General features: G+C 64.3%; 11 protein-coding genes. 1 reads left to right on the forward strand and 10 read right to left on the reverse strand.

Features of this window, described 5'->3' with window-relative positions; translation table 11 throughout:
• Positions 1–89 precede the first annotated feature (89 nt).
• Complete coding sequence (locus tag KI242_RS12450; protein ID WP_053157686.1) at positions 90–1,160, reverse strand: AbrB family transcriptional regulator; 1,071 nt, start codon at positions 1,158–1,160, stop codon at positions 90–92.
• A 134-nt stretch (positions 1,161–1,294) separates the two neighbouring features.
• Here KI242_RS12450 and KI242_RS12455 point away from each other — a divergent pair, with 134 nt between their 5' ends.
• Complete coding sequence (locus KI242_RS12455; protein ID WP_011060629.1) at positions 1,295–2,206, forward strand: LysR family transcriptional regulator; 912 nt, start codon at positions 1,295–1,297, stop codon at positions 2,204–2,206.
• Between the two features lie 24 nt (positions 2,207–2,230).
• Here the strand turns inward: KI242_RS12455 and KI242_RS12460 are convergent, their stop codons facing one another.
• The 9 genes from KI242_RS12460 to KI242_RS12500 form a co-directional block, all read right to left on the reverse strand.
• Entirely contained in the window at positions 2,231–2,671 is a 441-nt protein-coding gene (locus tag KI242_RS12460; protein ID WP_011060630.1) for a CBS domain-containing protein, read from the reverse strand.
• 169 nt (positions 2,672–2,840) lie between these two features.
• Complete coding sequence (gene solA / locus KI242_RS12465; RefSeq protein WP_072442418.1) at positions 2,841–4,010, reverse strand: N-methyl-L-tryptophan oxidase; 1,170 nt, start codon at positions 4,008–4,010, stop codon at positions 2,841–2,843.
• Positions 4,011–4,034: 24 nt separating this feature from the next.
• Positions 4,035–4,559 carry a DUF2867 domain-containing protein gene (locus KI242_RS12470; protein ID WP_212806210.1) on the reverse strand — a complete coding sequence of 175 codons (525 nt, stop codon included), beginning with the start codon at positions 4,557–4,559 and terminating at the stop codon, positions 4,035–4,037.
• Positions 4,560–4,764: 205 nt separating this feature from the next.
• Entirely contained in the window at positions 4,765–5,871 is a 1,107-nt protein-coding gene (locus KI242_RS12475; RefSeq protein WP_227454096.1) for a hypothetical protein, read from the reverse strand.
• Positions 5,872–6,212: 341 nt separating this feature from the next.
• Positions 6,213–7,310: a polyamine ABC transporter substrate-binding protein gene (locus KI242_RS12480; protein WP_053157692.1), complete on the reverse strand. Its 1,098-nt coding sequence runs from the start codon at positions 7,308–7,310 to the stop codon at positions 6,213–6,215.
• A gap of 136 nt (positions 7,311–7,446) precedes the next feature.
• Complete coding sequence (locus KI242_RS12485; protein WP_011060635.1) at positions 7,447–8,343, reverse strand: ABC transporter permease subunit; 897 nt, start codon at positions 8,341–8,343, stop codon at positions 7,447–7,449.
• Positions 8,340–9,221 (reverse strand): ABC transporter permease subunit, encoded by an 882-nt coding sequence (locus KI242_RS12490; protein ID WP_212806377.1) that lies wholly within the window; start codon positions 9,219–9,221, stop codon positions 8,340–8,342. The genes KI242_RS12485 and KI242_RS12490 overlap by 4 nt, the downstream gene beginning before the upstream one ends.
• A 44-nt stretch (positions 9,222–9,265) precedes the next feature.
• A complete protein-coding gene (potA, locus tag KI242_RS12495) occupies positions 9,266–10,408 on the reverse strand; it encodes a polyamine ABC transporter ATP-binding protein (RefSeq protein ID WP_011060637.1) in 1,143 nt (380 codons plus the stop codon).
• 232 nt (positions 10,409–10,640) lie between these two features.
• Positions 10,641–11,396, reverse strand: a complete 756-nt coding sequence (locus KI242_RS12500) for a gamma-glutamyl-gamma-aminobutyrate hydrolase family protein (RefSeq protein WP_011060638.1) — start codon at positions 11,394–11,396, stop codon at positions 10,641–10,643.
• Positions 11,397–11,559: the final 163 nt, after the last annotated feature.

Genomic DNA, 11,559 nt, shown 5'->3' on the forward strand with positions numbered 1-11,559 from the left:
TCAGGTTGTTAAAAAAATGTGCCTTGGGTGCTGATGCCGATCAATCAAGGGCAAGCGCTGTAGGGGGGCAGGGGAGCTTGCTCCGGCACCTATCGCGACCACTTGATGATCAGCCGGGCGAAAAACGCGCCGCTGACAATCACCGCGAACAGGCGCAGGGTCTGCATCGCCAGCACCAGGCCGACATCCGAATGGGTGTCCACCGCGATGATCGCCATGGCGTCCAGGCCGCCGGGGCTGGTGGCCAGGTAGACCGAGAGAAAGTCCTTGCCCATCCACAGGGCCAGCCCCCAGGCAGAGAGGGCACAGAGGGCGATCAGCAGCAGGGCGCCGCCGATCATCGCCGGCAGGTGGCCGAACACATAGCTCAGGGTCGGGCGGTCGAAGCGCAGGCCGATATAGCCGCCGATGGCGCCGTAGGCGCAGGCCAGCAGCCAGGACGGCAGGCTGATCTGCAACAGCCCGCTGACCTGCAGCGCGCCGCCCAGCAGCAGCGGCACCAGCAGGGCCCCGGCAGGCACCCACGAACCCAGGAGCACACCGCAGACGATCGCCACGATGCTCAGGCCAACATTCGGCAGGCTCATGCCGTGCAGGGCCATCTGGCTGGCGTGGGCCTCGCTGCCGCTGGCCGGAGCGCCGATCCAGTGGCTGACCAGGGCCCCGACCATCACCACGCACACCACCCGCACGTACTGCATGGTGGCCACCACCCGTGAGTCGGCGCCGAACTCGTCGGCCATCGACACCATGGCCGAGGCCGCACCGGGCGCCGTGCCCCAGGCCGCGGTGCTGGCGGCAATCGCGCCGAAGCGCACCAGCACCAGGCCCACCAGGGCGCTGAGGCTGACGGTGAGCAGGGTGGCCACCAGCATCACGTGCCAGGACTGGAGCATGGCCGTGAGCACGGCGAGGGTCATGGAGTGGGCGGCGAGCATACCCACCGAGCCCTGGCCCAGGCGAAACGCCAGGCGCGGCACGCGGATGCTGGCACCGCACACGCCAAACAGGATCGCCGTGAGCATCGGCCCGAGAAACTGCCCGGCGGGAATCTCCAGGTACTTGAGCAACTGGCCGCTTATGCCGGCCAGCAACAGCCAGGCCGGCCATTGCAGCGCCTGGGGCCAGGTATTCAGGGATAGACGAAGCGATGGCGACAAGGGACGACTCTCCAAGACGCTGGCCACTCCTGTTGCGGGAGCGGTAAAACCTGCGCCGGAGCAAATTATTGATAGCGCGATTGATCAAGTCCAGTTTCTAATTGTGATCAACTCATAACTATTGTTGATCGATCATGGACCTGCGCGACCTGACCTATTTCGACACCATCGCCGAGCTCGGCCACCTGGGCCGGGCGGCGCAGAAGCTCAACCGCAGCCAGCCGGCGCTGACCAAGAGCATCCAGCGCCTGGAGGAGTCCTTCGGCACCAAGCTGTTCGAGCGTGAAGGCCGCGGCATCAAACTCACCGCCGTGGGTGAGTTGCTGCAGCGGCGCAGCCGGCAACTGCAGCAGAACATCGCCGAGACCCACCGCGAGGTGCGGGACTTCGCCAGCGGCGTGCTCGGCAACATCCGCCTGGGCTGCGCCGCCAGCATGGCCGAACACCTGCTGCCGCAGATGACCGCCACCTTGCTGGAGCGGGCCCCGGACATCACCTTGAACCTGGTGATCGGCCAGGACGACCTGTTGCGCGAGTCCCTGCGCTCCGGGCGCCTGGACATGGTCATCTGCCCGATGTTCGAAGGCGACCCGCACCTGAGCCACCACACCCTGTTCGAAGACCGGGCGGTGGTGGTGGCCAGCCGCGACCACCCGATATTCGCCACGCCCATGCGCCTGCGCGACTTGTGCGCCTACCGCTGGGTGCTGCCGGGCACCCGGGTGTCGGCGCGACGCTGGATCGACAACGTGTTCCAGAGCCATGAACTGCCGCTGCCCTCGGTGCAGATAGAGACCAACACCATCTCCCTGTTGCCGCGGCTGATCGCCAAGACCGGGCTGCTGAGTTTTCTGGCCCGGGAAACCCTGGACGACTTCAAGGGCATCGCCCACCTGCGGGAAGTGCCCCTGGCGCAAACCTGCATGCGCCGCAGCATCGTGGTGCTGGTACGCGCCGAAGGCTACCTGTCGCCCGCAGCCCAGGCCCTGTTGGATCTGCTCAAGAGCGATGGGCGGCAATTCTTCACGGCGGGTGACGCCCTGTGAGCCAGGGCGGCGCAGGGCATGGGGTCATTCGCCGCGGATGTACTGCTCCAGCTGGCGGATCAGGTCGGCCTGTTCGGCGATTGCTTCCTTGACCAGGTCGCCGATGGACAGCAGGCCCAGCAACTGGCCGTTTTCCACCACCGGCAGGTGGCGCAGGTGGCTGTCGGTCATGATGTTCATGCAGGTGTCCACGCTCTGGTGCGAGTCCACGGTGATTACCGGCGAGCTCATGATCGCGCTGACCGGGGTGCCCACCGAGGAGCGCCCGTGGAGCACCAGCTTGCGCGCGTAGTCGCGCTCGCTGATGACCCCGACCACCACGCCATTCTCCAGCACCGGCAAGGCGCCGACGTTTTTCTCGGCCATCACCATCAGCGCCTCCAGGACCATCTGGTGCGGGGCGATGGTGTGCACTTGCTGGTTGTGCTTGGCCTTGAGTTTCAGCAGTTCTGCGACGCTCTTCATGGGGCGCTCCGGTTGTTCTACGTGGGGCGGCGATGCGCCGCCCTGAGGGGTTTCTAAAGAATCGTAGAGACTCGGCCAACCAGCAAGGCTGAAAACGGCAGATAAACGGCGAAAAACGTCACCCTGAGGATTTTTTTTCACCACGGCCCCGATAAAGGGGCCGTTGCCGTCAGTTGAAGCGGTGCAGAGAAAAACTTTCCAGGTCGATTTCGCTGCAGCCGTCCACGTGCTGCTGGGCCAGGGCTTCGCCAATCGCCGCCGAATGCTTGAAGCCATGGCCGGAACAGGCGCTGACCACGGTGACATTGGCCAGGCGCGGGTGGCGGTCGATGATGAACCCCGAATCCGGGGTCACGGTGTAGGCACAGACACTGGCCTTCACCAACTCGGGGGCCAACCCGGCGATATGGGGTGCGATCAGCTTGTGGAACAGGCGCTGGGCGTCGGCGCTGCTGGGCTGGCGGTCGAGGCTGTCCGGCTGGCTGCTGGCGCTGTACTGCTCGGTGGCGATCTTCACGCTGCCTTCGCCGGGAATCGGCGGGAAGCCGTAGCAGGCGTCCACGTCATCGGCGCTGTGGAGAATGAAGCTCGGGGAGCGGGCCGGGTAGCGCTCGGGCTCATCCAGGCGGAACCAGTACAGCTGCTGACGGCACACCTGCAACAGCGAATCGAAGGGCGCCCCCAGCAACTGCGCCGACCACATGCCGGCGCTGACGATGACCTGTCGGGCAAACAGCCGCGAGCCGTCGCTGATGATGTGCACCCCGTCATCCTGGGCGTCCAGCTCCAGCACTGTCTGGCCGGTGATCAGGGTTGCCCCCAGTTGCCGGGCCCGGGTCAGTTGCGCATCGATGCAGCGTTCCGGGCGGACAAAGCCGCCGCCGGGTTCGAAGTAGCCCCGGGCGCTGTCATCCAGCGGGGCGAACTGCGGGAAGCGCCGGCGGATCTCGGCGGCGTCCAGCTCCTGGTGCTCGATGCCATAGCGCCGGGCCAGCTCGATGCTGTTGTCGGTGAAGTCCCGGGCCCCTGCCGGGCGCTGCGGGTCGGTGCTGGCGGTCATCACCAGCACCCCGCATTGCTCGAACAACTGCACATCCAGCTCCGCCTCCAGTTCGCGCCAGATCTGCTGCGAGCGGATCGCCAGGGGCACATAGGCCGCCCCTTCGCCCACCGCCTGGCGGGTGATGCGGGTGTCGCCGTGGCTGGAACCCAGGTCGTGGGGCGGGGCGAAGCGGTCGATGCCCGCCACCCTTACCCCGCGCTTGGCCAGTTGATAGAGGGTGGCGGCGCCCATGGCGCCCAGGCCTACGACTACAACATCGAAATCCGGTGTGTGCACGGCAAGATCCTTGGGATGGAAGGCTCAGCAGTTATTGATAGTGGCCAGGGTCATGGGCGCGATGATCCGGTGGAACGGCGCCACCGGCAGCATGTACAGGCGCCCCAGGCGGTTGTGCGGGTGGACCACGGTGGACAGCACCACCGGGCGCCGGCCCTCGGCGTCCAGCGGCAGGCGGTTGAGCGACAGGTGCACGTCCAGGTGCTTGTCGCGGTCCACCACCAGCACCTCGTCGGGGCTCTGGGAAATCAGGGTGAAGATACCCACCCGGTCGCCGGGCTGGTAATCCTCGTCGGGGCGCGACAGGTCGATGCGGGTCAGGCGCCCCAGGTCCTTGAGGCCGAACAGCTGCACCACGCGGTTGCGCAGGCCCATCAGGCGGTCGATCCAGGCCGGGGTCTGGCTCATCAGGCACAGCAGGTGACGTATGGCGCTGCGTTCGGGGTCCTCGGCCAGGGTGCGGCGGCAGTCGATGAAGGTGGCACCCGGGGCCAGGGCCGCGATGCTGGAGTCATGGGGCAACGGGCAAGGGTGTACGGCAGACTTCATCGGTGCAGCTCCCTGAAAGTTGGCGGCCTTGGCTTCATGCCGATCAGCCACGCCAGAAGCCGCAAAAAATACCACTTCCTGAGGCGAGGAACCTGCTGTTGTGTAGCGGCCAGTTGCCGCTGGGCAATGGCCGCGCCGGGATTCGGCTGTTATCAGCCCGAAGGGGGCCGGTGCGAGCAGGAACCCTCGGGACCCGCCGGGCTGCTCAGTCCTGGTCCGCGCTCCTGTGTTCCAGCCAGCCAATGCTCTGCTTGCCATAGCCGGTGCTGTCCAGCAGGCGCCGGGCATCGAACCATTGCTGGCCCTCGTGGTTCTGCCATTGCTCGCCCCAGCTGTTGAGCACCTTGAGCCCTTCCTGGCACTGGCCCTGGGGCGTACACAGACGGGCATGTGCGTAGGCCACCAGGCTGTGCCGGTACTGCTCGGGGCATTTTTTCTGCTTGGCGCCGCGATACAGGCAGACGTTGGCAATGATCACCGGGTTGTCGGCATTGATTGCCTGTTTCAGCGCCGGGTACAGGCCGGCGAAGTTGTTCTGCGCGGCCGTTTCCGGCAGGGCGCGGATCTGCAGCTTGTCCTGGAGTTCGAAGAGTGCCCGGCGGCTCAGGCGCCGGCATTCGGGGGGGATGATGATGGCCGAGAAAAAACCGCCGAAGTGCGGCTTGCCCAGGGCCTGGGCGATGCCCCGGGGATCGCGGGTGGTGGCGTAGATGGCCTGGAGTTCGGCCACCTGCGTCGCGCTGGCGACACACTCGGCACAGGGGGCCTTGAGCCGGTTCTGTTGATAGAAGTCCTCCAGCGCTTTGAGTACTGCGCGCTGGGCCTTGACGTCCTCGGCGCTGATGGCGCCGCTGGGCACGAACTTGTCCTTGAACAGTTTCTCTTCGGAAAAGCACGCCTGGGACACCACGGAGCCCACCATCAGGGCCGCGGTTTCCAGGGTGTAGAGCGGGTCACCGCCCTCGTCGATGTCCTCGTAGGAGGCGACGCTGTCTACCTCGCCCGTGGGTTTGCGGCCAAAGCGCGCCATGTCCAGGGGCGCCGCCAGCTGGTTCTTGTCGATGCGGGTGCAGTCTTCCTTGGCCGCCTGGCACTGGTAGTAGTTGAATACCGCCGCCGCGCTGTGGCTGAAGCACAGGCCCAGGCCCTGCTGCGAGGTCGCCAGCGGCATGTTGCCGATGGAGTGTTCGCTGCCCGGCGCCGGCTTGGCCGTAGAGGGCAGGGCCACCAGCGCCAGCACCGGTGGTGCGGCGCTGGCGTACAGCGGGAACAAGGCAGAAGCCAGCAAGAGCGCGGGTAAGGTTGCATGCATGTCGAAGGACCTGTGGCGGTCATTGAACGAAGTGGGAGGGGAGCCGTGTCGGCTGAATCTAGCCAAAGTAATGGCTGTCTGCCAGCTGTAGCCGCTGCCGAGCGTTAGCGAGGCTGCGAAAGGGGCCGCAGGACCCTCTGTTGCCGGGATCGCCTATGTCGCTCCAGCCATTCGCGCCTGCGCCAGCGGCTGCAGGGAACGCAAAAAAGGCGCCCGAAGGCGCCAAGGATTCACCCCAACCGAGGGAGCCGGGTGAAGCCGTTCGCAGGAGTGTCGCGGTGGTAAGGCGCGACGTGAACGGAAAAAGGCGAGCGGTGCCCGCCAGCGGCGGGCAGCTTGAGTCATTTGCCCAGCTTGATCCTGGTCCAGCCGCGGTTCATCACGCGCTGGATGGCGATCGGCTGGTCCGGTACTGCGTAGAGGGTGGCCAGTACGGCCTGGGGCGGGTAGGACGCCGGGTCGTTGCGGATCGCTTCGTCCACCAGCGGCGTGGCCGCCGCGTTGGCGTTGCTGTAGCCCAGGCTGTTGGTGACCTCGGCGATGATGTCCGCGCGCATCAGGAAATTCATGAACAGGTAGGCGTTGTCGACGTTGGTGGCGTCCTTGGGGATGGCCATCATGTCGTAGAAGCTGCCGGCGCCTTCCTTGGGAATGCTGAACGCGACCTTCTCCTTGTTGCCGGCCTCTTCGGCGCGGGAACGGGCCTGCAGCACGTCGCCGGAATAACCCACGGCCACGCAGATGTTGCCGTTGGCCAGGTCCGAGATGTATTTGGAGGAGTGGAAGTAGGTCACCGAAGGACGGATCTTCATGAACAGGGCTTCGGCTTCGAGGATCTGCGCTTTGTCCTTGCTGGTCACCGGGTAGCCCAGGTAGTGCAGGGCGGCGGGGAGCATCTCGGTGGGCGAGTCGAGGAAGCTGATGCCGCAGGCCTTGAGCTTCTCGGCGTTCTCCGGCTTGAACAGCAGGTCCCAGGAGTTGGTCGGGGCATCAGTGCCCAGGGCCGCCTTGACCTTGTCCGGGTTGTAGCCGATGCCGATCGAACCCCACATGTAGGGGAAGGCATGGGCGTTGCCCGGGTCGCTGGCGGAGGCGTTCTTGAGCAGTACCGGGTTGAGGTTTTTCCAGTTGGACAGTTTGGACTTGTCCAGTTCCTGGTAGACCCCGGCCTTGATCTGCTTGGCCAGGAAGCTGTTGGACGGCACCACGATGTCGTAGCCGGACTTGCCGGTGAGCAGGCGCGCTTCCAGGGTTTCGTTGCTGTCGAAGACGTCGTAGGTGACGTGGATACCCGTCTCGGCCTCGAACTTCTTCAGGGTGTCCGGGGCGATGTAGTCCGACCAGTTGTAGACGCGCAGCACTTTGTCGTTGGCTTGAGCGCCGGTAACCATTGCGCCCATCAAGGACAGTGAGAGCAGAGTCCTGCCAAGCATTTTCATCACTACAACTCCATTTCTTATTGTGCAGATTGCTGCGTGTGCAACTCGAGGGTTCGGGGTGAGCCTTTTTCGCCAGCAAGCTGGCTCCTACAGGTTTGGGTTATCCGTAGGAGCCTGCTTGCTGGCGAAGAGGCGATTAGGCCGTCGCAGGTGTTCGTACCGCAGGTTTTTTCGCTGCCGGTGGCTGCCAGGATTCGTTGGCGGTGAAGTCCATGGCCTCCTGGATCGCCCGCTTGCGGGCCGCTTCGGCGCGGCGGCCAAAGTACCAGACCAGGAAGGTCACCAGGGACACCGCCAGCAGGATCAGGCTGGCCACGGCGTTGATTTCCGGCTTGACCCCCAGGCGCACCGCCGAGAACACTTCCATCGGCAAGGTGGTGGAACCCGGGCCGGAAACGAAGCTGGCCAGTACCAGGTCATCCAGGGACAGGGCGAAGGACATCATGCCGCCGGCCGCCAGTGACGGCGCGATCATCGGGATGGTGATCAGGAAGAACACCTTGAACGGTCGCGCTCCCAGGTCCATGGCTGCTTCTTCGATGGACAGGTCCAGCTCCCGCAGGCGCGCGGAGACTACCACGGCTACATAGGCTGCGCAGAATGTGGTGTGGGCGATCCAGATGGTGACGATGCCGCGCTCCATGGGCCAGCCGATCAATTGCGCCATGGCCACGAACAGCAGCAGCAAGGACAGGCCGGTGATCACTTCCGGCATCACCAGCGGCGCGGTGACCAGGCCGCCGAACAGCGTGCGGCCCTTGAAGCGGGTGACCCGGGTCAGCACGAAGGCCGCCAGGGTGCCCAGGGCCACCGCGGCAATGGCGGTGTAGCAGGCGATCTCCAGGGAGCGCATTACCGAGCCCATCAGTTGCTGGTTGTCCAGCAGGCCGACGTACCACTTGATCGACCAGCCGCCCCACACTGTCACCAGCTTGGAGGCGTTGAACGAGTAGATCACCAGGATCAGCATCGGCAGGTAGATGAACAGCAGGCCCAGCACCAGCATCAGTTTGGAAAATTCGAAGCGTTTCATGCCCGTGCCTCCATCTCTTTGGCCTGGCTGCGGTTGAACAGCAAGATCGGGATAATCAGGATCGCCAGCATCACCACCGCCAGGGCGGAGGCCACCGGCCAGTCACGGTTGTTGAAGAATTCCTGCCATAGCACGCGGCCAATCATCAGGGTTTCCGGGCCGCCCAAGAGTTCCGGAATCACGAACTCACCCACCACCGGGATGAACACCAGCATGCAGCCGGCAATGATGCCGTTCTTGGCCAGGGGCACGGTGATTTTCCAGAAGTTGTTGAAGTTGCTCGAACCCAGGTCCGAAGCGGCTTCCAGCAGGCTCTGGTCATGCTTGACCAGGTTGGCGTACAGCGGCAGCACCATGAACGGCAGGTAGGCGTAGACCACACCGATGTACACCGCGGTGTTGGTATTGAGGATTTCCAGCGGCTGGCTGATCAGCCCGGTCCACATCAGGAAGCTGTTGAGCAGGCCGTTGTTGCTGAGGATGCCCATCCAGGCGTAGACGCGGATCAGGATCGCGGTCCAGGTCGGCATCATGATCAGCAGCAGCAAGACGTTCTGCGCCTCCTTGCTGGCCTTGGAGATGGCATAGGCCATGGGGAAAACCACCACCAGGCACATCAGGGTGCTCAGCAGGGCCACCTTCAGCGAACCCAGGTAGGCCGAGAAATACAGCTCGTCGCCGGCCAGCATGGCGTAGTTGCCGAGGTTCAGCAGCAGCTGGAATTTCTGTTCGGCGTAGCTGTAGATCTCCGAGTAGGGCGGAATCGCCAGGGCCGCTTCCGAGAAGCTGATCTTCATCACCAGGAAGAACGGCAGCATGAAGAACAGGAACAGCCAGAGGAAAGGAATGCCGATCACCAGCTTGCGACCGCTGGGCAGCATACGGAACAGCTTCTGATTGAAAGTGCTCATGGTCGATGTACTCATGCTCGCAGTACCACGCCGCTGTCGTCTTCCCACCAGACGTAGACTTCGTCATCCCAGGTTGGCCGCGAGCCGCGACGCTCGGCGTTGGCCATGAACGACTGGACAATCTTGCCGCCAGGCAGCTCGACGTAGAACACCGAGTGGCCGCCCAGGTAGGCGATGTCATGCACCTTGCCCTTGGACCAGTTGTAGCGGGCATCGGGCTTGAGGGTGGTGACCAGCATCTTTTCCGGGCGGATGGCGTAGGTCACCGACTTGTCCTGCACCGAGGTGCTGACCCCGTGGCCGACGTAGATCTGCTGCTCGAGGTCCGCGCAGTCGATGATGGCGTAGCCTTCCAGGTCTTCGGTAACAGTGCCGTCGAAGGCGTTGACGTTGCCGATGAATTCGCACACCAGGCGGCTCACCGGCGCTTCGTAGATGTCCACCGGGCTGCCGGTCTGGGCGATCCAGCCCAGGTGCATGATGGCGATGCGCTGGGCCATGGTCATGGCCTCTTCCTGGTCGTGGGTCACCATCACGCAGGTCACGCCCACGCGCTCGATGATCTCCACCAGTTCCAGTTGCATCTGCGAGCGCAGCTTCTTGTCCAGGGCGCCCATGGGTTCGTCCAGCAAGAGCAGCTTGGGGCGCTTGGCCAGGGAGCGGGCCAGGGCCACGCGCTGGCGCTGGCCACCGGAGAGCTGGTGCGGCTTGCGCTTGGCGTACTGGGTCATGTGCACCAGCTTGAGCATTTCCTCGACCCGGGCGTCGATCTCGCTGGCCGGCAGGCGGTCCTGCTTGAGGCCGAAGGCGATGTTCTGGGCCACGGTCATGTGGGGGAACAGGGCGTAGGACTGGAACATCATGTTGATCGGCCGCTCGTAGGGCGGCATGTCGGTGATGTCCACGCCATCCAGCAGGATGCGGCCTTCGGTGGGGCGTTCGAAGCCGGCGAGCATGCGCAGCAGGGTGGATTTGCCGGAGCCGGAACCGCCCAGCAGGGCAAAGATCTCGCCTTGGTGGATCTCCAGGGACACATCGTCCACGGCCACGGTTTCATCGAACTTCTTGGTCACGCGGTCGATCTTGACCAGGACCTTCTGCGGGCTCGGAGTGCCTTCGAGGGCCTTGCGGTAAGTGCTGGAGGCGTTTGCCATGTGAAACTCCCAACAGGTGTCAGCAGCCCGATCAATTCGGCCGGGCCTAAAGGTTGATTGCCAGCCCGCAGTGAGTGCGGGCTGATTCGGCGCTGCCTCCCTGGCGGCCTGACGCTATTTGTTGTTGTGGTCTTGCCGTGTGTTGCTCACGCTGGACGACGGGCGCGCACAGGCGCGCTCGCCGCGGGGCAGGGCGTGATGAATCGTCTGGGTTGTGGCCGCGGCCGGTGGTTCAGCGCCGTTGTGCGGCCCGTTGCCGGCAGGCGTCGCCAAAGGCCTGGAAGATCCGTAGGTAGGCCGGGTTCGACAGCACCTGCCATTCCGGGTGCCACTGCACGCCGAAGGCGAAGGCCTTGCTGTGTTCCACCGACAGCGCCTCGATCAGGCCGTCCGGGGCCACGGCCTCGACCCGCAGGCCGGGGGCCAGGCGGTCGACGCCCTGGCTGTGGATCGAGTTGACCTGGATCTCGCCGCCCAGGCCCATGGCCTCGAACACACCGCCGGGCTGGATCGCCACCGGGTGCGCCGGGGCGTACTGCACTTCGATGCGTGGATCGTCGGCTTCGCGGTGGTCCATGTAGCCCGGCAGTTCATGCACCTTCTGGTGCAGGCTGCCGCCGAAGGCCACGTTCATTTCCTGGAAGCCGCGGCAGATGCCGAGCACCGGCACGCCGGCGGCAATCGCCGCGCGCAGCAGGGGCAGGGTGGTGGCATCGCGCTGCGGGTCGTGGGCGGTGCCCGGCTCGCTGGGAGTGCCTTGGTAATGGAAGGGTTCGACATTGGATGGCGAGCCGGTAAACAGCAGCCCATCCACTTGCCGCAGCAGATCGTCGATGTCGATCAGATCCGCCAGGGAAGGAATGATCAGGGGCAGGCCCTCGGCCGCGACGCTGACAGCACGCAAGTACTTGTCGCCGCTGACGTGGTAGGGGTGCAGGCCGATCTCTTTGACGCACGCAGTAACGCCGATCAATGGCTTGAATGCCATTTTTATCACCTCGAAATTCACGCTGGAACGAGTTTTTCCAGAGCTTATCCTCGTTGATTTTAATTAACAACTTCCATGTAAAAAATTCTAAACATTATCTGCTTGAAACCCGCAGGCGGCGCGGATTGCGCGGCGTATCGACCTTTAGTGAGGCAAAATAATT

This window comes from Pseudomonas sp. Eqa60 (genome assembly GCF_018326405.1).
Classification (GTDB): Bacteria; Pseudomonadota; Gammaproteobacteria; order Pseudomonadales; family Pseudomonadaceae; genus Aquipseudomonas; species Aquipseudomonas protegens.

Excerpts from the sequence above, each read along its gene's own strand:
- KI242_RS12470 (WP_212806210.1), bottom strand. The coding sequence starts at position 4,559 with ATGAAGTCTGCCGTACACCCTTGCCCGTTGCCCCATGACTCCAGCATC.
- KI242_RS12480 (WP_053157692.1), bottom strand. The coding sequence starts at position 7,310 with ATGAAAATGCTTGGCAGGACTCTGCTCTCACTGTCCTTGATGGGCGCA.
- KI242_RS12475 (WP_227454096.1), bottom strand. The coding sequence starts at position 5,871 with ATGCATGCAACCTTACCCGCGCTCTTGCTGGCTTCTGCCTTGTTCCCG.
- KI242_RS12485 (WP_011060635.1), bottom strand. The coding sequence starts at position 8,343 with ATGAAACGCTTCGAATTTTCCAAACTGATGCTGGTGCTGGGCCTGCTG.
- KI242_RS12460 (WP_011060630.1), bottom strand. The coding sequence starts at position 2,671 with ATGAAGAGCGTCGCAGAACTGCTGAAACTCAAGGCCAAGCACAACCAG.
- potA (WP_011060637.1), bottom strand. The coding sequence starts at position 10,408 with ATGGCAAACGCCTCCAGCACTTACCGCAAGGCCCTCGAAGGCACTCCG.
- KI242_RS12455 (WP_011060629.1), top strand. The coding sequence starts at position 1,295 with ATGGACCTGCGCGACCTGACCTATTTCGACACCATCGCCGAGCTCGGC.
- KI242_RS12500 (WP_011060638.1), bottom strand. The coding sequence starts at position 11,396 with ATGGCATTCAAGCCATTGATCGGCGTTACTGCGTGCGTCAAAGAGATC.